This window comes from Amycolatopsis sp. 505, assembly GCF_031625235.1.
In the GTDB taxonomy this organism is placed as follows: Bacteria; Actinomycetota; Actinomycetes; order Mycobacteriales; family Pseudonocardiaceae; genus Amycolatopsis.
Window position 1 is genome coordinate 36,018 of sequence record NZ_JACKQP010000010.1, and the last position, 21,206, is coordinate 57,223.

The 21,206-nt window shown below is 70.8% G+C and carries 22 protein-coding genes; 11 read left to right on the plus strand and 11 right to left on the minus strand.

Translation table 11 applies throughout. The annotated features are described in order from the left end of the window. The 5 genes from H5965_RS33555 to H5965_RS33575 all read left to right on the plus strand — a co-directional run bounded on the left by H5965_RS33555 (position 1) and on the right by H5965_RS33575 (position 4,347). Positions 1-1,155, plus strand: a complete 1,155-nt coding sequence (locus H5965_RS33555) for an acyl-CoA dehydrogenase family protein (protein WP_310974801.1) — start codon at positions 1-3, stop codon at positions 1,153-1,155. Next, on the plus strand, positions 1,152-2,060 hold the full coding sequence (locus H5965_RS33560) for an OB-fold domain-containing protein (protein ID WP_310974802.1): 909 nt from the start codon (positions 1,152-1,154) through the stop codon (positions 2,058-2,060). The genes H5965_RS33555 and H5965_RS33560 overlap by 4 nt, the downstream gene beginning before the upstream one ends. Further along, positions 2,057-2,443: a MaoC family dehydratase gene (locus tag H5965_RS33565; protein ID WP_310974803.1), complete on the plus strand. Its 387-nt coding sequence runs from the start codon at positions 2,057-2,059 to the stop codon at positions 2,441-2,443. Before H5965_RS33560 ends, H5965_RS33565 begins: the two co-directional genes overlap by 4 nt. Beyond that, positions 2,440-3,609 carry a lipid-transfer protein gene (locus tag H5965_RS33570; RefSeq protein WP_310974804.1) on the plus strand — a complete coding sequence of 390 codons (1,170 nt, stop codon included), beginning with the start codon at positions 2,440-2,442 and terminating at the stop codon, positions 3,607-3,609. The genes H5965_RS33565 and H5965_RS33570 overlap by 4 nt, the downstream gene beginning before the upstream one ends. 81 nt (positions 3,610-3,690) lie before the next feature. Continuing rightward, positions 3,691-4,347 carry a DUF5134 domain-containing protein gene (locus tag H5965_RS33575; RefSeq protein WP_310974805.1) on the plus strand — a complete coding sequence of 219 codons (657 nt, stop codon included), beginning with the start codon at positions 3,691-3,693 and terminating at the stop codon, positions 4,345-4,347. 85 nt (positions 4,348-4,432) lie between these two features. Here H5965_RS33575 and H5965_RS33580 read toward each other — a convergent pair whose 3' ends face one another. The 6 genes from H5965_RS33580 to kstD are packed head-to-tail and all read right to left on the minus strand — an operon-like array spanning position 4,433 to position 9,853. Beyond that, positions 4,433-4,888 carry a riboflavin kinase gene (locus H5965_RS33580; RefSeq protein ID WP_310974806.1) on the minus strand — a complete coding sequence of 152 codons (456 nt, stop codon included), beginning with the start codon at positions 4,886-4,888 and terminating at the stop codon, positions 4,433-4,435. Between the two features lie 31 nt (positions 4,889-4,919). Next, complete coding sequence (locus H5965_RS33585; protein ID WP_310974807.1) at positions 4,920-5,768, minus strand: MaoC/PaaZ C-terminal domain-containing protein; 849 nt, start codon at positions 5,766-5,768, stop codon at positions 4,920-4,922. Positions 5,769-5,777: 9 nt separating this feature from the next. Continuing rightward, entirely contained in the window at positions 5,778-6,809 is a 1,032-nt protein-coding gene (locus H5965_RS33590) for a ferredoxin--NADP reductase (RefSeq protein ID WP_310974808.1), read from the minus strand. After that, complete coding sequence (locus tag H5965_RS33595; protein ID WP_310974809.1) at positions 6,802-7,059, minus strand: hypothetical protein; 258 nt, start codon at positions 7,057-7,059, stop codon at positions 6,802-6,804. Before H5965_RS33595 ends, H5965_RS33590 begins: the two co-directional genes overlap by 8 nt. Next, positions 7,056-8,192 carry a Rieske 2Fe-2S domain-containing protein gene (locus H5965_RS33600; protein ID WP_310974810.1) on the minus strand — a complete coding sequence of 379 codons (1,137 nt, stop codon included), beginning with the start codon at positions 8,190-8,192 and terminating at the stop codon, positions 7,056-7,058. Before H5965_RS33600 ends, H5965_RS33595 begins: the two co-directional genes overlap by 4 nt. Beyond that, a complete protein-coding gene (gene kstD / locus H5965_RS33605; protein WP_310974811.1) occupies positions 8,189-9,853 on the minus strand; it encodes a 3-oxosteroid 1-dehydrogenase in 1,665 nt (554 codons plus the stop codon). The genes H5965_RS33600 and kstD overlap by 4 nt, the downstream gene beginning before the upstream one ends. Positions 9,854-9,953: 100 nt before the next feature. Here kstD and H5965_RS33610 point away from each other — a divergent pair, with 100 nt between their 5' ends. The 6 genes from H5965_RS33610 to H5965_RS33635 all read left to right on the plus strand — a co-directional run bounded on the left by H5965_RS33610 (position 9,954) and on the right by H5965_RS33635 (position 15,773). Further along, complete coding sequence (locus H5965_RS33610) at positions 9,954-11,555, plus strand: FAD-binding protein (RefSeq protein ID WP_310974812.1); 1,602 nt, start codon at positions 9,954-9,956, stop codon at positions 11,553-11,555. 34 nt (positions 11,556-11,589) lie between these two features. After that, the gene (hsaA, locus tag H5965_RS33615; RefSeq protein ID WP_310975214.1) at positions 11,590-12,753 is read left to right on the plus strand and encodes a 3-hydroxy-9,10-secoandrosta-1,3,5(10)-triene-9,17-dione monooxygenase oxygenase subunit; all 1,164 of its coding nucleotides are present in this window, start codon (positions 11,590-11,592) and stop codon (positions 12,751-12,753) included. Beyond that, positions 12,753-13,598, plus strand: a complete 846-nt coding sequence (gene hsaD, locus H5965_RS33620; RefSeq protein WP_310974813.1) for a 4,5:9,10-diseco-3-hydroxy-5,9,17-trioxoandrosta-1(10),2-diene-4-oate hydrolase — start codon at positions 12,753-12,755, stop codon at positions 13,596-13,598. Before hsaA ends, hsaD begins: the two co-directional genes overlap by 1 nt. Further along, entirely contained in the window at positions 13,598-14,509 is a 912-nt protein-coding gene (hsaC, locus tag H5965_RS33625) for an iron-dependent extradiol dioxygenase HsaC (RefSeq protein WP_310974814.1), read from the plus strand. Before hsaD ends, hsaC begins: the two co-directional genes overlap by 1 nt. Beyond that, entirely contained in the window at positions 14,506-15,045 is a 540-nt protein-coding gene (gene hsaB, locus H5965_RS33630) for a 3-hydroxy-9,10-secoandrosta-1,3,5(10)-triene-9,17-dione monooxygenase reductase subunit (protein WP_310974815.1), read from the plus strand. The genes hsaC and hsaB overlap by 4 nt, the downstream gene beginning before the upstream one ends. Positions 15,046-15,173: 128 nt before the next feature. Next, positions 15,174-15,773: a hypothetical protein gene (locus H5965_RS33635; protein ID WP_310974816.1), complete on the plus strand. Its 600-nt coding sequence runs from the start codon at positions 15,174-15,176 to the stop codon at positions 15,771-15,773. Between the two features lies 1 nt (position 15,774). Here the strand turns inward: H5965_RS33635 and H5965_RS33640 are convergent, their stop codons facing one another. The 5 genes from H5965_RS33640 to H5965_RS33660 form a co-directional block, all read right to left on the minus strand. Then, positions 15,775-16,029, minus strand: a complete 255-nt coding sequence (locus H5965_RS33640; protein WP_086675002.1) for a Smr/MutS family protein — start codon at positions 16,027-16,029, stop codon at positions 15,775-15,777. 175 nt (positions 16,030-16,204) lie between these two features. Next, positions 16,205-17,266, minus strand: a complete 1,062-nt coding sequence (locus H5965_RS33645; RefSeq protein WP_310974817.1) for an MBL fold metallo-hydrolase — start codon at positions 17,264-17,266, stop codon at positions 16,205-16,207. 10 nt (positions 17,267-17,276) lie between these two features. Further along, complete coding sequence (locus tag H5965_RS33650; RefSeq protein WP_310974818.1) at positions 17,277-18,293, minus strand: acyl-CoA desaturase; 1,017 nt, start codon at positions 18,291-18,293, stop codon at positions 17,277-17,279. A gap of 99 nt (positions 18,294-18,392) precedes the next feature. After that, positions 18,393-20,768 (minus strand): excinuclease ABC subunit UvrA, encoded by a 2,376-nt coding sequence (locus H5965_RS33655; protein WP_310974819.1) that lies wholly within the window; start codon positions 20,766-20,768, stop codon positions 18,393-18,395. A gap of 24 nt (positions 20,769-20,792) precedes the next feature. After that, complete coding sequence (locus H5965_RS33660; protein WP_310974820.1) at positions 20,793-21,206, minus strand: VOC family protein; 414 nt, start codon at positions 21,204-21,206, stop codon at positions 20,793-20,795.

Below are 21,206 nucleotides of genomic sequence, written 5' to 3' on the forward strand. Positions count from 1 at the left end.
ATGCACGTCGAACTGACCAGCGCGCAAAAGCAGCTGCGGGCCGAGCTGCGCGAATACTTCGCCGGCCTGATCAGCCCCGAGGAACGCCGGGCGATGCGGCGAGAGCGGCACGGGCCGGTGTTCCGCGAGATCGTCCGCCGGATGGGCCGCGACGGCCGGCTCGGCGTCGGCTGGCCGGTCGAATACGGCGGCCAGGGCTTCGGCGGGATCGAACAGCACCTGTTCGTCGACGAGGCCGCGCGCGCCGACGTCCAGCTGCCCTCGGTCACGCTGCAGACGGTCGGGCCGACCCTGCAGGAATTCGGCACCGGCGAACAGAAGTCGTTCTTCCTGCCGAAGATCCTGGCCGGGGAGATCCACTTCGCGATCGGGTACAGCGAACCGGAAGCGGGCACCGACCTCGCGTCGCTGCGGACGACGGCGGTGCGTGACGGCGACGAGTACGTCGTCAACGGCCAGAAGATCTTCACCACCGGCGGCCACGACGCCGACTACATCTGGCTCGCCGTGCGGACCGCGCCGGACGCGCCGAAGCACAAGGGCATCTCGATCCTCGTCGTCGACACCAGCGACCCCGGTTACTCCTGGACGCCGATCATCACCTGCGACGGCGCCCACCACGTCAACGCGACCTACTACTCGGACGTCCGGGTGCCGGCGAACCGCTTGGTGGGGCGGGAAAACGCGGGCTGGCGGCTGATCACGACCCAGCTCAACCACGAGCGCGTCATGCTCGGGCCGGCCGGGCGGATCGGCGGCCTGTACGACCGCGTCCGCGCCTGGGCGGGCGCGCACGGCCTGCTGGACCTCGTCGACGTGCGGGCCGCGCTCGCCGAAGCGCTGGCCGTGACCCGGGTGAACGAGCTGCTGAACTGGCAGGTCGCGGTGTCCTCGGCGAGCGCGCCGGTGGGTGTGGCCGACGCGTCGGCGACCAAGGTGTTCAGCTCGGAGGCCATCCAGCGGATCGGCCGGAACCTCGAGGAAGTCGTCGCCCGCCACGGTGACCTCGCCGATCCGGACACCGCCGAGCTCGCCGAATGGCTGGACCTCACCGCGAAACGCAACATCGTGCTGACCTTCGGCGGGGGCGTCAGCGAAATCCAACGGGAGCTGATCGCCTCGATCGGCCTGGGCCTGCCGAGGGTGCCGCGATGAACATCGAAGAGGCCGCCGCGGAGATCGCCGCGCGCGGGGAATGCGCGCCGCGCCTGGCGCGCGACCCCGTCAACCAGGCCATGGTCAACAACTGGGTCGAAGCGATCGGGGACCGCAACCCGGTCTACACCGACCCGGAGTACGCCGCCACGAGCGTCCACAAGGGACTGGTCGCGCCGCCCGCGATGGCGCAGGTGTGGACGATGGGCGGCCTGAACGTCCCGCGCGGCTCCGACGACCCCCTCGGGTTGATGATGGAGCTCCTGGACGAAGCCGGGTTCACCTCGGTCGTCGCGACGAACTCCGAGCAGACCTACCACCGCTACCTGCGGCCCGGCGAGCAGGTCGAGGCGCGGACGCGGCTGGAGAACGTCGTCGGGCCGAAGAAGACCGCCCTGGGCGAGGGCTGGTTCGTCACCACGCGGATGACCTGGTACGTCGGGGACGAAGCCGTCGCGGAGATGATGTTCCGCGTCCTCAAGTTCCGCCCGCCCGCCCCGAAGCCGCCGCCGGCGCCGGTGCTGCGGCCGGTGATCAGCCGGGACACCGAGTTCTTCTGGGACGGCCTTCGCGAGGGTGAGCTGCGGATCCAGCGCTGGGGCGAGACGCTGCGGCACCCGCCGGGGCCGATGCCGCCCGACGGCTCGCTGGACACCAAGCCGGACTACGTCGTCGCCAGTGGCCGGGGGACCGTTTACTCCTACGTCGTGCACCACCACCCGGCGGTGCCCGGCAAGCAGCTGCCGTTCGTGGTGGCCCTGGTGGAACTCGAAGAAGGGGTCCGCGTGATGGCCGAGCTGCTGGACGCGGCGCCGGAGGAGGTCCACATCGGACTACCGGTGGTCGCGGCGTTCGTCGAGGTGGACGACGACCTGACCCTGCCCGCGTGGAAGGTGGCCCGATGACCGTCGCCGAAGGGACCGAGCTGCCGCCGCTGACGATCGAGGCGACGCCGACGTTCGTCGTCAGCACCGCGCTGGCCACCCGCGACTTCCAGGACGTCCACCACGACCGCGACTCGGCCGTCGCCCGCGGCTCGAAGGACATCTTCCTCAACATCCTCACCGACACGGGTCTCGTCCAGCGGTTCGTTTCCGAGTGGGCCGGGCCGCAGGCGCTGATCCGGTCGATCAAGATCCGGCTCGGCGTGCCGTGCTACGCCTACGACACGCTGACGTTCACCGGCCGGGTGGTCTCCCGTTCCGGGCCGGACGTCGTGGTTTCGGTGTCCGGTGTGGACAGTCTCGGCGAGCACGTCGCCGGGACGGTGGAGGTGACCCTGCCGTGACGCTTTCGGGAACGGCGGCGATCGCCGGGATCGGCGCGACGGAGTTCTCGAAGGACTCCGGGCGCAGCGAACTGCGGCTGGCGGCCGAATGCGTCTCCCACGCACTGGCCGACGCGGGCCTGACCCCGTCCGATGTGGACGGGCTGGTGTCGTTCACCATGGACGGCAACGCGGAGATCGCGGTCGCGCGGGAACTCGGGATTCCCGAGCTGAAGTTCTTCAGCCGCATCCACTACGGCGGCGGCGCCGCGGCGGCGACCGTGCAGCAGGCGGCGATGGCGGTGGCGACCGGCGTCGCGGACGTCGTCGTCGCGTACCGGGCGTTCAACGAGCGGTCCGGCCACCGCTTCGGCCAGGTGTCGTCGGCGGCGGCCGGGCAGGTCAACTCCTCGGGCGTGGACAACGCGTTCCACTACCCGATGGGCATCGCCACCCCGGCGGCGACGGTGGCCATGGTCGCGCGGCGTTACCTGCACGACTACGGCGCGACGAGCGAGGACTTCGGGCGCGTTGCCGTCGTCGACCGCAAGCACGCGGCGACCAACCCGAACGCGTGGTTCCACGGGCGGCCCATCACCCTCGAGGAGCACCAGGCGTCGCGCTGGGTGGCCGAGCCGCTGCACCTGCTCGACTGCTGCCAGGAGAGCGACGGCGGGGTCGCGCTGGTCGTGACGAGCCTGGCACGGGCCCGCGATCTCGCGCGGCCGCCGGCGGTGATCGCGGCGGCGGCGCAGGGGAGCGGACCGGACCAGTACGTGATGACCAGCTACTACCGCGACGACCTGGCCGCGCTGCCGGAAATGGGCGTCGTGGGCCGGCAGCTGTGGGGCCAGTCCGGGCTGGGACCGTCCGATGTGGACGTTGCGGTGCTGTACGACCACTTCACGCCGTATGTGCTGATGCAGCTGGAGGAACTGGGTTTCTGCGGCCGCGGCGAGGCGAAGGACTTCATCGCGGACGGCGCGCTCGAGCTCGACGGCGCGTTGCCGCTCAACCCGCACGGCGGCCAGCTGGGTGAGGCGTACATCCACGGCATGAACGGCATCGCGGAGGGCGTCCGGCAGATCCGGGGGACGGCGGCCAACCAGGTCGCGGACGCGGCGCGGGTCCTGGTGACGGCGGGAACGGGCGTGCCGACGAGCGGACTCATCCTGACGGGTGACTGAGTGTCACCTCAATGACGGCTGGTGCCCGGCCGTCGTGGGTGTCACGGTGGAGACACCACCCACGACGGAGAGTGAAACCCGATGACGGTCGACTGGGCGCTCACAGCCGTGTTCGCGGGGCTGGTGCTGCCGTGCGTGCTGCGCTTGGTCCGCCTCGACTACGCGCGGCTCGGGCACGGCGTCCGCCACGGCGACCTGGCGGAGCTGTTGCTGGTGGTGGCGATGGTGGCGATGTTCTCGCCGGTCGGAGGCCCCATCCCGGCGGCGGGCTGGCAGGCGGTGCTGGTGTTGACCACGGGCTGGTTCGCGCTGGCCTGGTGGCGCGGGCGGGCGTGCGCCCACCACGCCCTGTCGGCGGCGGCGATGCTGTACATGGTGACGGCGATGCCCCACGGCGGAGGCGACCACGGACCGTGGCTGACGATGTCGGCCATGGACGCGCGGCTGGCGGTCCCGCTGGTCGCCGTGCTGGCGGCGGGGTACTTCGTGGTGGACGCTGCTTGGTCGGGAGTGGCGGTGGTCCGGGGCTCGGCGGTCGTACGGGCGGCCCCCGGCTCGGGCGCTGTCTCGGGCGCGGGCGCTGGCCCCGGCGCCGCGTCTGGCTTGGCCGCCGCGTCCGGTTCGGCCGCTGCTTCTGGCTCCGGCGCGGTGACCGGCTCCGGGCAGGCGTCGCGCGCGGTCTGCCGGACCGTGATGGGCGCCGGCATGGGGTACATGCTGCTGGCCTCGGCGTTGTGAGCACGGCACCGAGAGGTCCCCGGCCAGGGGACCCCCGGATTTCACGTTACCGGAGACCACCGACAATTCCGGGCCGCGGAAACCTTCAGCCCGCGACCCGCCGCACCTCACCCAGGGCACTGTCGCCAGGCGAGGGAAGCGAATCGGCCGGGTGCTCCGACGTCCACTGGGCCGCCGCCGCGATGTCGTTCTTCAGGGCCGTGATCAGATCCTCCGCCGAGGCGTACTTCTTCTGCTCGCGCAGGTGCGTCCCCAGCCAGACCACCAGCGTCTCGCCGTACAGGTCGCCCGAGAAGTCCAAGACGTGGGCTTCCAGCAACCGGTAGCCGTCCGCGCCGTAGTACGTGGGGCGGCGGCCGACGGAGATCGCCGCCGGGAGCCTTGTCCCGTCCGGGCGGCCGATCCAGCCCGCCCACACGCCGTCGCCCAGGGAGCCGTCTTGGTCGCTCAGGGCGATGTTCGCCGTCGGAAAGCCCAGTTCTCGGCCGCGCTGGTCGCCCGGCTCGACCGTTCCGCGCACCACGAAGTAGTCCGAAGTCACCCCTCCACGGTAGCCGCCCCGGGCGCGCCGCTCAGGAAGTGGACACCAGCACCGTGTCCGCCAGCACCGGCGCGTCGTCGCGCTCGGCCGCCGACGTCGTCACCAGCAGGCGGTCGTCCGCGCGCCAGACCCGGATCCGCAGCGTCTCGCCCGGGAACACCACGCCCGCGAACTTCGTCGCGAACGACGCCACCCGCGCCGGGTCGCCGTCCAGGAACTCGTTCACCAGCACCCGCGCCACGATGCCGTGCGTGCACAGCCCGTGCAGGATCGGCCGGTCGAACCCCGCCGCCCGGGCGAACGCCGGGTCCGCGTGCAGCGGGTTGCGGTCGCCGCACAGCCGGTACAGCAGCGCCTGCTGCGGCAGCGTCGGGACCTCCAGAACGACGTCCGGCTCCGCCGAAGGCCAGGAAACCCGGTCCGAAGGCCCCCGCGAGCCGCCGAACCCGCCCTCGCCACGCGCGAAAATGCTCGACCGGGCCGTCCACAGTGGATCGCCCGACGAGGACGTGACCGAGACCTCCTGGACCACCACCGCCGCCTTGCCCTTGTCGAAGACGTCGGCGATCCGCGACCGCGCCACCGCCTTGCCCTCGACCGGGATCGGCTGGTGCAGCGTGATCTCCTGCTTGCCGTGCAGCACCTTCGCCAGGTCGATCTCCACCCCCGGGAACGACACCGCCGGCGGGTCGAACACACGCAGGTTGGCCGCCACCGTCGCGAACGTCGGCAGCACCACCAGGTCCTGCTCGTAGGTGAACCGCTGCTCGTCCGGACCCGCGCCCAGCGCCAGGTGGTACAGCAGCACGTCCGACGACGTCCACGCGAAGTTCACCTCGCCGATCTCGGCACCGATGGCGACGTCGGGGTTGATGGGCACGGGAACTCCCTATTCGTAGCTGATCGAGACCTCGTCGGTGACCGGCAGCGACTGGCAGGCCAGCACGATGCCGTCCGCCATGTCCTCGGCGTCGAGGACCTCGTTGTGCAGCATCTTCACCTCACCCGAGACGATCCGGCACGCGCACGCGCTGCATTGTCCCTCGCGGCACGAATAGGGCGCGTCCATGCCCGCGTCCAGCAGCCGGTCCAGCAGCTTGCGCTGCCGCGGCCAGGCCAGGGTCTGCGTCGAGCCGTCCAGCGTCACCGTCAGCGACGCCGGGGCCTCGTCGGACTCCGGCTCGGGCTCGGGCGCACCGGACTCGAACGGGTTCCCGGTCAGCGACGTGAACTTCTCGACGTGCACCCGCTCGCGCGGCACCCCGAGCTGCCCGAGCGCCTCCCGCACGGCCGCCATGAACGGCGCCGGTCCGCACAGGAACGCCTCGTGCGACGTGTACGCCGAAGCCAGCCCGCGCAGCTGCGAGACGTCCGGCAGGCCCTGGACGCTCTCCAGCCAGTGGACGACGACCAGCCGGTCTCCGTACCGCTTAGCCAGCGACGCCAGTTCACCCGCGAAGATCACCGAGCGCTCGTCCCGGTTCGCGTACACCAGCACGACCCGGCCGGAACCGGTCTCCAACGCCGTCTTGAGGATGGCCATCACCGGCGTGATGCCGCTGCCGCCCGCGAACAGCAGGAAGTCCTCGTCGACCGAAGAGGGGCAGAACACCCCGGCGGGCGCCAGCACGTCGACCCGCATCCCCGGCTGCAGGGACGAGCAGATCCAGCCGGACCCGTACCCGCCGTCGGTCCGCTTGACCGTGACCTGCACCCGGTTTTCGTGCGGCGCGCTCGACAGCGAGTAGCACCGCGCCACCGAACCGGTCCGCTCGCTGGGGATCCGCAGAGTCAAGAACTGCCCCGCCGAGTAGGCAAAAGCAGAAGCGTGCTCGGGAGGGATCTCGAAGACCACCGACCGCGCGTCCGGCGTTTCGACGACGACGTCGGCGACGGTCAGCGTGTAGACCCGTTCAGCCATCGGCCACCGCCAGCGTGCCTTCGCGCACGGCGTCGCCGATGCTGTCGGCCAGCTTCGGGCACGTGTCGAGCAGCGCCGACGGCCCGTCCGCGTCCGCGAACACCGGGCAGGTGTCGGCGGGCCGGGACGTCCACTGGATGCTCGTGTGCTGGATGCTGTTCTTCTTCACCAGCACGCACGTCCCGCAGCTGCGGCACTCGTGCGGCCGCAGCCCGCCCGACAGGAACTCGGTCTGCTCGGCGGTGGTCACACTTCCGCCTCGGTCTTCTGCCGCGCCAGGTTCTCCGCGACCTCCGCCGCCCACGCCTCGTTCGCCTTCGTCGTGTCCACTTCGAACTCGAACCGCTGCGTCATGTCCTCGGTGACGTCGGCGACGTCGACGTAGAACTGCTGGTACCACCGGCGAAGCTGGTAGACCGGACCGTCCTCTTCGCACAGCAGCGGGTTGTCGATCTGCGTCTTGTGCTTCCAGATCTCGACGTCCTGCAGGAACCCGGCGCCGATCCCGCGGGCCAGCTTCGCGGCGATCTTGTCCGCGTGCTCGTCGGAGATCCCCGGCAGCTTCTTGACCTTCATGCCGTACTGCAGCACGAACGACGTCGGCGTCACGGGGTAGTGGCAGTTGATGAGCACGCTCTCGATTTCGTAGCCCTGGAAAGAGTTCACCAGCTTGTTGATCATGTAGGACGGCCCGAAGTAGGACGCCTCCGACCGCAGCAGGTTGTCCTCGCCGCCGTAGTTCGACGCCATGCCCATGTCCGGGCGGCCCTTGGTGTTGAGGTACTGGGTGGCGATGTGGCCTTCGAAGACGTTCTTGAAGTACGTCGGGTAGGCGTAGTGGATGTAGAAGAAGTGGGCCATGTCGACGACGTTGTCGATGATCTCGCGGCAGTTGGAGCCGTCGATGAAGATCTCGTCCCAGGTCCAGTTGCTCCACTCGTCGCTGTGGGCCGCTTCGATCCGCGGGATCGCCAGCTCCTCGGGCGGCGGGTTGCCTTCCGGGTCGTGCCAGACGAGCAGCTGCCCGTTGCGCACCTCCGACGTCCACGACCGCGTCCGCGCGCGCAGCGGAACCCGCTTGGCGTAGGGGATCGAGACGCACTTGCCCGTGCCGCTCCAGCGCCAGTCGTGGAACGGGCAGGCCACCTCGTCGCCCTTGACCGTGCCCTGGGTGAGGTCGCCGCCCATGTGCCGGCAGTAGCCGTCGAGCACGTGCAGCTCGCCCGCCGAGTCCGCCCACACCACGAGCTTCGTGCCGAACGCGGTGACCGCGTGGGGCTTCCCGTCGCGGAAGGTTTCCGCCAGGCCGAGGCAGTGCCAGCCGCGGGCGAACCGGGTCGGCGGCTCACCGGCGTAGATGGTGCGTACCGAATCCTGCGTCATCGCTGCCCTCCCGTGGTCCCCTGATCTTCGTGCGCCAGCCGCGTCGCCGCAAGGTAGCCGAACACCATGGCGGGGCCGATGGTCGCGCCCGGCCCGGCGTACGTCCGGCCCATCACGGCCGCGCTGGCGTTGCCCGCGGCGAACAGCCCGGGCACGGCCGAGCCGTCCTCGCGCAGCACCTGCGCGTGTTCGTCGGTGCGCAGCCCGCCCTTGGTGCCCAGGTCGCCCGGGACGATCTTCACCGCGTAGAACGGCGCTTTGTCCAGGGGGCCGAGGCTGGGGTTGGGTTTGTTGCGCGGGTCGCCGTAGTAGTGGTCGTACTTGCTGACGCCGCGGTGGAAGTCCTCGTCGACGCCGTTGCGCGCGAAGCCGTTGAAGCGCTCGACCGTCGCTTCCAACGCCTGGGCGGGGACGTCGATCTTCGCCGCCAGCCCGGCCAGGGAAGACGACTTCGCCGCGATCCCGGCCTTGAACCAGCGGCCGGGCAGCGGCTGGCGCGGCCCGATGCCGGTGAACATGTACCGGTCCTTGTAGCGCTGGTCGAACACCAGCCAGGTCGGGATGTGCTGTCCCGGCCCGTCCCCGGGACCGTACATCGCGTGCACGGCCTCGACGTACGGCGCCGACTCGTTGACGAACCGCTCGCCGCGCGCGTCGACCATGATGCTGCGCGGCCGGGACCGCTCGGCCAGCGCGAACCACGGCCCGCCGGTGAGCGGCAGCGACGGCCCCCACCAGGCGTCGTCCATCAGGTCGAGGGCCGCGCCGAGCTTGAGGCCGGCGGTGATGCCGTCGCCGGTGTTGGCGGCCGCGCCGACGGTCCAGTCGACGCCGATCGGCGCGCGCTGGTACTTCTCGCGCATCTCGAGGTTCCGCTCGAAGCCGCCGCTGGCGAGGATCACGCCGCGCCGCGCCGCGATGACGCCGGTCTCGGTGACGACGCCGGTGACGCGGTCGTCGTCGACCTGGAGATCGACCAGGGGGGTGTTCAGCCGGACCTCGACGCCGGCCCGCGCCAGGCCCACCCGCAACCCGGCCGCAAGCGCTTGCCCCATGCTCAGCAGCTGCTGCCCGCGGAGTTTGCCGACGAGCCACTGCCGGCCCAGCGACAGCATCCGGAGGGCGCCGCGCGGGTGCCTCGCGAGCAAGCTCAGCCAGCGGTAGTCGGCCTGGGTGATCGGGACGCCGAGCGGGGGAGCGCTGTAGGGCGGTTCGAGGTGGGCCAGCTCGGCGCCCAGGAGCTTGCCGTCGAGGGCGACCGGCTCCACCGACCGCCCGCCGGGGCGTCCGCCGGGGGCCTCGGGGTGGTAGTCGCTGTAGTCGCGGACCCAGCGGAACTTCAGCGGGGTGTGGTCGCAGACGAACTTCAGCACTTCGGGGCCGTGGGCGAGGAACGTGTCGCGCCGGACGGCCGGGACGGCGTCCCCGACGATGGAAGCCAGGTACTCGCGCGCCTGCTGGGGTGGTTCTTCGATCCCCGCGGCGCGCAGAGCGTGGTTGCCGGGCAGCCAGACCCCGCCGCCGGAGCGTGCGGTCGAGCCGCCGAAGCAGCCGGCTTTCTCCAGGACCACTACGCTCAGGCCCTGGTGGGCCGCAGCCAGCGCGGCGGTCATCCCGGCGGCACCACTGCCGACGACGACGACGTCGAACTGCTCCGTCATGCCACCTCACCTATAACGTGTTCCACGTGACGAGTATCCAGTTGAGAGCCCCTTTCGGTCACCATAGACGAGAACGTGTTTCAGTTCTAGGGTAGCCACCATGGACGCACTCGTCGCGGACGTGGTCATCGTGGGGTTCGGGGCGGCCGGCGCCTGTGCCGCCCTCGAAGCGGCCGACGCGGGCGCCGACGTCGTCATCGTCGAGCGCTTCGCCGGCGGAGGAGCCAGCGCGGTCAGCGGTGGCGTCGTCTACGCCGGTGGCGGCACCGGTCAGCAGCTCGACGCGGGTGTCGACGACTCGGTCGACGCCATGTACGCCTATCTGCGCATGGAAACCGGGGACGTCGTCTCGGAGCGGACGCTGCGGCGGTTCTGCGAGGGCAGCCGGGAGATGATCACCTGGCTGGAGGGCAACGGCGTGCCGTTCGAAGGCAGCCTCTGCCCGTACAAGACGTCGTACCCGAGCGACGACCACTACCTCTACTACTCCGGCAGCGAAGCGGCCGGCGGGTTCCGCGACGCGGCGAAGCCGGCTCCGCGCGGACATCGCGTCAAGGGGCCCGGGACGTCGGGGAAGATGCTGATGGCGCGGCTCAAGGCGGCCGTGCGCGCCCGCGGCATCCGGGTGCTGACCCAGACGACGGCCCGCAGCCTGGTCCGCGACGGCACCGGCCGGGTCACCGGGCTCGTCGCCGACACCCTGAGCGACGCCCCCGCGTCGGTGCGGGCGCGCCACCAGCGCCTCGCGCAGTACGCCGCCAAGCCCGGGATCTACGTGCCGTCGCTGCGCAAGTCGCTGCACCGCCGGGTCGAGCGCTTCGAGCGGGCGCACGGCCGTGAGCTGCGGATTTCCGCCCGGCGCGGGGTCGTGCTCGCCGCCGGCGGGTTCATCGCCGACCGCGAGATGGTGCGCGAACACGCCCCGCAGTACCGCGGTGGGCTGGCCCTGGGCACCTCCGCCGACAACGGTTCGGGCATCCGGATGGGGGTCGAGGCCGGAGGGGCCACCGGTGAGCTGGGCCGGATCTCCGCGTGGCGGTTCGTCACCCCGCCGAGCGCGTTCCTCGGCGGGATCATCGTCGACGCCGCGGGCCGGCGGGTCATCGACGAGTCCCGCTACGGCGCCGCGGTCGGCGAGAAGCTCATCGAGCACCACGAGAGCAAGGGCTGGCTCCTCGTCGACGCGCCGATCGTGGCCGAGGCGCGCCGGGACGGCCGCAAGCAGAGCCAGTGGTTCCAATGGCTCCAGCTGCGGTACCTGCTGCGCCGCGGCCGGGTCGTGGGGGAGACGGTCGAGGAGGTGGCGCGCCGGGCCGGCGTCGACCCGCAGGGGCTGCGCGCGAGCGTCGAGGGCTACCACGGCGACCGCGATCCGGTGGGCAAGCCGACCGAGTTCGTGCGCCGCCTGGACAACCCGCCGTACTCGCTGATCGACATCTCGGTGCGGCCCAACCTCGGGTACCCGACGCCGATGCTCACCCTCGGCGGCCTCGTCGTCGACGAGGACACCGGCGCGGTGCGGAACACGGCGGGGGCGCCGATCCCCGGGCTGTACGCCGCCGGGCGCACCGCCGTGGGAATCTGTTCCAGGTCCTACGTGAGCGGCCTGTCCCTGGCCGACTGCGTGTTTTCCGGCCGCAGAGCGGGGATCAACAGTGCGCTGGCGCAGGGCGTTCTCGACAAAAACGAGAACGTGTTCTAGTCTTGGGGCAGTGAAGACCAGAGAGGAACTGCGCATGAGCGAGCAGGTGATCGCCGGGGTCCGGGACCTCCTGCCGGTCCTGCGGGAACGGGCCCAGGACACCGAGGACGCGCGCCGCGTCCCCGAGGAGTCCGTCAAGGCCCTGCAGGAGACCGGGTTCTTCAAGCTGCTGCAGCCGAAGCTCCACGGGGGCTTCGAAGCCGACCCGGTGAGCTTCTACACCGCGGTCAAGCTGATCGCGAGCGCGTGCGGGTCCACCGGCTGGGTCGCCTCCATCCTCGGCGTCCACCCGTGGCACGTGGCCCTGTTCGACGCCCAGGCGCAGCAGGAGGTCTGGGGCGAGGACCAGGACGTGCGGATCTCCTCGTCGTACGCGCCGATGGGCAAGGCCGAGGTCGTCGACGGCGGTTACCGGCTCACGGGCCGGTGGAGCTTCTCCTCCGGGTCCGACCACTGCACGTGGGTGCTGCTCGGGGGACCCGCGTTCAAGGACGGCAAGCCGGTCGACTTCTGCACCTACCTGCTGCCCATCGCCGACTACTCCATTGTGGACGTCTGGGACACGATCGGCCTGCGCGGCACCGGCTCGAACGACATCGTCGTCGAGGACGTCTTCATCCCGCAGCACCGGGCGCTGAGCTTCATCGCGACGTCGAAGTGCAAGGTGCCGGGCCAAGCCGTCAACCCCGGCCCGCTGTACCGGCTCCCGTACGGTTCGGTGCACCCGACCACGATCACCGCGCCGATCATCGGCATGGCCCAGGGTGCCTACGACGCGCACGTCGAGCACCAGCGCAAGCGCGTCCGGGCCGCCTACGCCGGCGAGCAGTCCAAAGAGGACCCGTTCGCCAAGGTGCGGATCGCCGAGGCGGCCAGCGAGATCGACGCCGCCTGGCTGCAGCTGACCCGCAACATCGAGGAGCTGTACGAGCTCGCCAAGCGCGAGGAACGGCTGCCCGCGGACCTGCGGCTGCGCGTCCGGCGCGACCAGGTGCGCGGCACCGAACGCGCGATCGCGGCGATCGACCGGCTGTTCGAGAACTCCGGCGGCCGCGCGATCCAGCGGGGAACGCCGATCCAGCGCTTCTGGCGCGACGCGCACGCCGGCCGCGTCCACGCGGCGAACGACGCCGAGCGCGCGTACGTCATGTACGGCACCGGCGCTTTCGGGCTCCCCGTCGAGAACGCGATGTACTGATGGCCGCACCCGAAGGCAAGTACGTCCAGGCCGGCTCGCTCAAGCTGCACTACCACGAGGCCGGCGCCGAGCACGCCGAGACGGTGATCCTGCTGCACGGCGGCGGGCCCGGCGCGTCGGCGTGGAGCAACTTCGGGCGCAACCTGCCGGAGTTCGCCAAGCACTACCGGACGATCGCCGTCGACCAGCCCGGCTTCGGGCGCTCGGACAAGCCGACCGAGCACCCGCAGTACTTCCGGCACAGCGCGGACGCCGTTCTCGGCCTGATGGACGCGCTCGGCATCGAGCGCGCCCACTTCGTCGGCAACTCCCTCGGCGGGGGAGCGGCGGTCCGGTTCGCGCTGAACCACGGGAAGCGGGCCCGGCGGCTGGTGCTGATGGGGCCGGGCGGGCTGAGCGTCAACCTGTTCGCGCCCGACCCGACCGAAGGGGTCAAGAACCTCGGCAAGTTCGGTGCGCACCCCAGCCGCGAACGCATGGAAGCGTTCCTGCGGATCATGGTCCACGACCAGGCGCTGGTCACCGACGAGCTGATCGACGAACGGTTCGCCGCGGCGAACACGCCCGAGTCGCTCGCCGCGATGCGGGCGATGGGCAAGTCGTTCGCGCACCCCGAAACCTACGAAGAAGGGATGCTCTGGCGCGAAGCCCACCGCCTGCGCCAGCGCGTACTCCTGATCTGGGGGCGCGAGGACCGCGTCAATCCGCTCGACGGCGCCTTGGTCGCTCTGAAAACCATCCCGCGCGCGCAGCTGCACGTGTTCGGCGGCTGCGGGCACTGGGCCCAGCTGGAGAAGTTCGACGAGTTCAACCGGCTGGCCCTCGACTTCCTCGGGAGTTCCTGATGGGCATCCGGTCACTGGGCTACCTCCGCATCGAGGCCACCGACATGGCGGCCTGGCGCGAGTACGGCCTCAAGGTGCTCGGCATGGTCGAAGGCAGCGGCACCGACCCGGACGCGCTCTACCTGCGCATGGACGACTTCCCCGCGCGGCTGGTGATTTCGCCGGGTTCCGCGGACCGGCTGGCCGTCACCGGCTGGGAGGTCGCGCACGCGGCCGAGCTGGCCGAGCTGCGGTCCCGGTTGGACAGTGCGTCGGTGCCGTACAAGGAGGGCACGCCCGACGAGCTGGCCGACCGCCGCGTCGACGAGCTGATCAGCTTCGACGACCCGTCCGGCAACACCCAGGAGGTGTTCCACGGCGTCGCGCTGCAGCACCGGCGCGTGGTGAGCCCGTACGGCCACAAGTTCGTCACCGGCGAGCAGGGCCTCGGCCACGTCGTGCTGTCCACAAAGGACGACGAGGCGTCGCTGCGGTTCTACCGGGACGTCCTCGGTTTCCGGCTGCGCGACTCGATGCGCCTGCCGCCGCAGCTGGTCGGCCGGCCCGCCGACGGGCCGCCCGCGTGGCTGCGGTTCTTCGGCTGCAACCCGCGTCACCACAGCCTGGCTTTCCTGCCGATGCCGACGCCGAGCGGGATCGTGCACCTGATGGTCGAGGTGGAGAACACCGACGACGTCGGCCTGTGCCTCGACCGCGCGATCCGGCGGAAGGTGCCGATGTCGGCCACCCTCGGCCGGCACGTCAACGACCTGATGCTGTCGTTCTACATGAAGACGCCCGGCGGCTTCGACGTCGAGTTCGGCTGCGAAGGCCGTCAGGTCGACGACGACAACTGGATCGCCCGCGAGAGCACCGCGGTGTCGCTGTGGGGTCACGACTTCTCGGTCGGCGCGCGGCCCCCGGGCGCATGACGTCCGTGGCGGTCGACCAGACCGAGTTCCGCAGCGTGCTCGGGCACTTCTGCACGGGCGTCACGGTCGTCACCGGCCGTGACGGCGACACCCTGGCCGGGTTCGCCTGCCAGTCGTTCGCGGCGCTGTCGCTGGACCCGCCGCTGGTGCTGTTCTGCCCGGCCCGGACGTCGCGGACGTGGCCGGTGCTGGCGGCGGCGGGCCGGTTCGCGGTCAACGTGCTGGCCGAGGACCAGCAGGAGGTCAGCGCGGTGTTCGGCGCCCGCGGCGAGGACAAGTTCGCCCGGTTCCCGTGGACGCCGGCGCCGTCGGGGGCCCCGCTGCTCGACGGCGCGCTGACCTGGATCGACTGCGCCCTGGAAGCCGTGCACGAGGCCGGTGACCACTACGTCGTGATCGGCCGGGTGACGGCACTGGGCGCGGCGTCGGACGCCCGCCCGCTGCTGTTCCACCGCGGCCGGTACGCGGTCACCGAGCCGGCCCGGGACGCGCTCGCGGCCATGCTGCCCTGGCCCCGCCCCGACGACTGGCTGTGACCGGCGGGCGCGACCGGGTGGTTGTGCACGGATTCACAGGTGGGCCGCATCCCATTCACGAGAGAAAAGCGAGCCCGGCGCGCACACTGTTACCGAGAAGACACCTTCCCGGGAGGAGTGAGTCGCGCATGCGTGGGCCCAGCGGACGGATCGCCCGGTTCGGGCGCCGGGTACGCCCCGGTCGCAACCCCCTGGCCCGGGCGGGCGACCGCGTCGAAGCCCTCCTGCTGCTCCTGGCCGTGGCCGGCGCGCTGCTGGCGATCCCGTTCGCGGCGGCGTTCGGGTCCGAGACCTACGCGGCGCAGAACGCTCGCGCCGCGGAGGAACGCACCACGCGCCACCCCGCAACGGCGGTTTCGCTCGCGGCGGCGTCCAACCAGCCGTACAGCACCGACGGCGCCGGCGCCCCGGCCGCGCAGACGTCGGTCCCGGCGGCCTGGTTCGACGCCCGCGGCACCCGCCACACCGGCGAGGTCCTCGCCGACCCGGGCAGCCCGGCGGGCACCCGCGTCGCGATCTGGCTGGACCAGCGCGGCGAGCTGGCGGCCGAGCCCCTGTCGGCGTCGACCTCGGCGGCCGACGGCGTGTTCGCGGCCATCCTGCTGTGGGCGGCGATCACCGGGGCCTTGGTGGGTTTGTACGCGACCGCCCGGTTCGTCCTGACCCGCGTCCACGCGGCGGCGTGGGACCGGGCGTGGTCGCAGGCCCGCCACGACAGCCGGTTCTGACTCACTTCCAGCGGAAGTGCACGAACACCCTGCCGAAGTTGTCCTTGTCCTTCTCGACCCGGTGGTAGAGCGCCTTGACGTCCTTGCGCTCGAGGAACCGCAGGACGTGCTTCTTCAGCTGACCCGAGCCTTTCCCGGGGATGATCTCGACGAGCGGCGCCTTCTTGGCCACGGCCTCGTCGATGATCGCCTTGAGCGCCCGGTCGATCTCACCGCCGCGGTTGTAGATGTCGTGCAGATCCAGCTTGAGCTTCACCCGCCCTCCCGGCCCCACCGACGTGCGCCAACAGCCGGCACGCGTGATCCCCGCGCCGACACACGTGATTGACGCGTCGACACGCCAGGTCCGAGCCGTGTCGACCCTCCAATCACGCGTGTCGACCCTTCAATCACGCGTGTCGACCCTCTGATCACGCGTGTCGGCTGCCTGATCACAGCGCCTGCCACCAGCCGTCGACCGCTGGGGGTGTTGCCGCGTCGATGCGCTCGCCCGGGCGGGGGATGGCCAGCGGGAGGTCGGCCTCCTTGGCCTCGCTCCACACGCGGTCGGCCGGCTCGCCCCACGGGTGCATCGCCAGCTGGAACGTCGCCCAGTGCACCGGGACCAGCAGTTTCGCCCGGACGTCGAGGCCCGCCGCCACGCCTTCCTCCGGGGTCATGTGGATGTCCGGCCACTGCGGGGCGTACGCGCCGACCTGGATCAGGGCCGCGTCGAACGGGCCGTGTTCCGCGCCGACCGCCGCGAACCCGTCGAAGTAGCCCGTGTCGCCGCTGTAGAACACCCGGTGCGCCGGGCCCAGCAGCGCCCACGACGTCCACAGCGTGTCGTCGTTCGTGATGCCGCGGCCGGAGAAGTGCTGGGCCGGCGTCGCGATGAAGCGGACGCCCGCCACCGTCGCCTCTTCGTGCCAGTCGAGCTCGATGATGCGGGCAGCCGGCACGTGCCAGCGCTCGAGGTGCGCGCCCACGCCGAGCGGGACGAGGAACGGCGCTTCGGACGACGTCACCAGCGCGCGGACCGTCGCCAGGTCGAGGTGGTCGTAGTGGTCGTGCGAGATGACGACGGCGTCGATCCGGCCGAGCCCGGACAGCGGGACCGGCGGCTCGTGCAGCCGCCTCGGGCCGGCGAACGCGGCGGGGGAGACGCGGTCGCTCCACACCGGGTCGAGCAGCACGCGGGCGCCGTCGAGCTCGACCAGCGTCGAGGCGTGGCCGTACCAGGTCAGGTGCAGCCCGCTCGCCGACTCGACCGGCCCGGCCGTCACCAGCGGGACCGCGCCGGCCGGTTTGCGCAGCTCACGGTGCTCGCCGAAGAACATCTCGCGGAAGATGGCCCGCATCGACGCCGCTGTCATCGGGTGCCGCGGCGCCGCGTTGCGGAACACCTTGCCGTCGAACTGCGGCGAGGAGCGGACCCGCTCGGCCCGGGCACCGGTGGCTTTGGCACCGAACGCCGCGGGTAAGTCGCGCAGCGCAGCGATCGTCTTCCTCATGGGATCGAGTCTACGAACGGTTCCTGAGAGGGGCCCCAGCTTCATGCAGGTGGGTGAGGGCCTGCCGGTAGGAGTCGACCAGGCTCGTCTGCAGGTAGGGAACGCCGAGCTCGGCGCAGTAGGCCTGGACGATCGGCTGCGCCCGCCGCAGGTGCGGTGACGGCATGCTCGGGAACAGGTGGTGCTCGATCTGGTAGTTGAGCCCGCCGAGGGCGACGTCGGTGACGAGCCCGCCGCGGACGTTGCGCGAGGTCAGCACCTGCTTGCGGAGGAAGTCGAGTTCGGTGCGCCCGGTCAGCGTCGGCATGCCCTTGTGGTTCGGCGCGAAGATCGATCCCATGTAGACACCCCACAGTCCCTGGTGGACGGCGAAGAACAGCACTGCCATGCCGGGGCTGAGCACGGTGAACAGCGCGCTGAAGTAGAGGACGAAGTGCGCGGCGAGCAACGCGGCTTCGACTTTGCGGTGGCGCAGGCCCGGCTTGCCGACCGCGCGGATCCCCGACCAGTGCAGGTTGAGGCCTTCGAGCGTGAGCAACGGGAAGAACAGGAAGGCCTGGTACCGCCCGATGAACCGCGGCACCCCGCGGCTAGCGCGCGCCTGGTCCTTCGACCAGACGAGGATGTCCGGATCGACGTCGGGGTCGAGCTCCTCGTGGTTCGGGTTGGCGTGGTGGCGGGTGTGCTTGTCCATCCACCAGCCGTAGCTCATCCCGATCCCGAGGTTCCCGGCGAGCATCCCGGCGATTTCGGTGGGCCGCCGTCGCCGGAAGACCTGCTTGTGCGCGAGATCGTGCGAGAGCAGGGCGACCTGCCCGAACATGACGGCCAGGAAGGCCGCGACGCCGAGCTGCCACCAGGAGTTCCCGAGCAGCGCGAAGGCCACCCACCCGGCGGCGAACAACCCGGCGACGAGCGCGATCCGGGCGGTGTAGTAGCCGGGCCGCCGTGCCATCAGCCCGGCGGCGGAGATGCGGTGGCTCAGCCGGGCGAAGTCGCTGCCGACGCTGTTCTCTGTGGTGGTCACCCACCCGAGTCTTCGCACCGGCGCCCGATATCGGAATCCGGCTCGCCCCAGACGGTTTCGGGGGGCCAGCCCTACCGCCCGAGCCGGTAGGCGCTCGGGTCAGGAAGCGACGTACTCGGCCAGGTGCTTCCCCGTCAGCGTCTTCTTCCGCGCCTTCACCAGCTGCGCCGGCGTCCCCTCGAACACGACCTTCCCGCCGTCGTGACCCGCTCCGGGGCCGAGGTCGATCAGCCAGTCCGCGTGGGCCATCACCGCCTGGTGGTGCTCGATGACGATCACCGACTTGCCCGCGTCCACCAGGCGGTCCAGCAGGCCCAGCAACTGCTCGACGTCCGCCAGGTGCAGGCCCGCCGTCGGCTCGTCGAGGATGTACACCCCGCCCTGCTCCGCCATGTGCGTCGCCAGCTTGATGCGCTGGCGCTCGCCGCCGGACAGCGTCGTCAGGGGCTGGCCCAGCGTCAGGTAGCCGAGGCCGACGTCGGACAGGTGCGTGAGGATCTTGTGCGCCGCCGGCAGGGCGGCGTCGCCGGACGCGAAGAAATCCAACGCCGAAGCCACCGACATGCCGAGGACCTCGCTGATGTCGCGGCCGCCGAAGGTGTACTCCAGCACGTCGGCGTTGAACCGCTTGCCCTCGCACACCTCGCAGGGCGTCGCCGTGCTCGCCATGATCCCCAGGTCCGTGTAGACCACGCCCGCGCCGTTGCAGTTCGGGCACGCGCCTTCGGAGTTCGCGCTGAACAACGCCGGCTTGACGCCGTTGGCCTTGGCGAACGCCTTGCGGATCGGCTCCAGCAGGCCCGTGTACGTCGCCGGGTTGCTCCGGCGCGAGCCGCGGATGCCCGTCTGGTCGACCGTCACCACGCCCTCGCCGCCGGACACCGAGCCGTGGATCAGCGAGCTCTTGCCCGAGCCCGCCACCCCGGTCACCACCACCAGCACGCCGAGCGGGATGTCGACGTCGACGTCCTGCAGGTTGTGCGTCGACGCGCCGCGCACCTCCAGGACACCCGACGGCGAACGCACCGACGACTTCAGCGACGCCCGGTCGTCGAGGTGCCGCCCGGTCAGCGTCCCGCTCTTGCGCAGACCGTCCACAGTGCCCTCGAAGACGATCTCGCCGCCTTCGGTGCCGGCGCGCGGGCCGAGGTCGACGACGTGGTCGGCGATCGCGATCGCCTCCGGCTTGTGCTCGACGACCAGCACCGTGTTGCCCTTGTCACGCAGCTGCAGCAGCAGGTCGTTCATGCGCCGGATGTCGTGCGGGTGCAGGCCGATCGTCGGCTCGTCGAAGACGTAGGTGACGTCGGTCAGCGACGACCCGAGGTGCCGGATCATCTTGGTGCGCTGGGCTTCCCCGCCCGACAGTGTCCCGGATGGACGGTCCAGCGAGAGGTAGCCGAGGCCGATCTCGACGAACGAGTCGAGCGTGTGCTTCAGCGCGTCCAGCAGCGGCGCCACCGACGGCTCGGACAGCTTCCCGACCCACGCGGCGAGATCGCTGATCTGCATCGCGCACACGTCGGCGATGCTGAGCCCGTCGATCTTCGAGGAGCGCGCCTCCGCCGAAAGCCGGGTGCCGTCGCAGTCCGGGCAGGTCTGGAACGTCACGGCTCGCTCGACGAACGCGCGGATGTGCGGCTGCATCGCGTCGACGTCCTTGGACAGGAAGGACTTCTGGATCGCCGGCACCAGCCCCGAGTAGGTCAGGTTGATGCCCTCGACCTTGATCTTCGTCGGTTCCTTGTACACCAGGTCGTCGAACTGCTTCTTGGTGTACTTCTTGATCGGCTTGTCCGGGTCGAAGAAGCCGGAGCCGCGGAAGATGCGGCCGTACCAGCCCTCCATGCTGTAGCCCGGGATGGTGATCGCGCCCTCGTTGAGCGACTTGTTTTCGTCGAACAGGGCGGTGAGGTCGATGTCGTTGACCTTGCCGCGGCCCTCGCAGCGCGGGCACATGCCGCCGGTGATGCTGAAGCTGCGCCGCTCCTTGATCTGCCGGCCGCCCTTTTCGATGGTGACCGCGCCGGCGCCGCTGATCGAGGCGACGTTGAACGAAAACGCCTGCGGTGACCCGATGTGCGGCGTCCCGAGCCGGCTGAACAGGATGCGCAGCATCGCGTTCGCGTCGGTGGCGGTGCCGACGGTGGAGTGCGGGTTGGCGCCCATCCGCTCCTGGTCGACGATGATCGCGGTGGTGATCCCGTCGAGCACGTCGACGTCGGGTCTGGCCAGCGTCGGCATGAACCCCTGCACGAAGGTGCTGTAGGTCTCGTTGATCAGCCGCTGCGACTCGGCGGCGATCGTGCTGAACACCAGGGAGCTCTTGCCGGAGCCGGAGACCCCGGTGAACACCGTCAGCCGCCGCTTGGGCAGCTCGACGCTGACGTCCTTGAGGTTGTTCACGCGCGCGCCGTGGACGCGGATCAGGTCGTGGCTGTCGGCCACGTGCGGTGCGTTCTTCCTCGTGCTCATCGGGGCTCTCCAGCGTTCGTTCGGTCAGCGTGCTTGTTGGATGCGGACGAGGTTTCCGGCGGGGTCGCGGAAGGAGCAGTCCCGGATGCCCCAGGGCTGGTCGGTCGGTTCCTGGACGACCTCGGCGTCACCGGCCTGCACCCGCTCGAAGGTGCCGTCCAGGTCGTCGGTGGCCAGGTTGACCGCGGCGAAACTGCCCTTGGCCATCAGGTCCGTGATGGTCCGGCGTTCTTCTTCGGTCAGGTCCGCGTAGGCGGCGCCCGTCGGCTGCAGCACGAGCGAGGTGTCGGGCTGGCCGGGCAGGCCGATCGTGAGCCAGTGCTGGCCGCCGTAGCCGACGTCGTTGCGCACTTCGAAACCGAGGGTGTCGCGGTAAAAGGCCAGCGAAGCTTCGTGGTCGTGGTGGGGGAGGAAGGTCTGGTGAATGGTGAGGTTCAT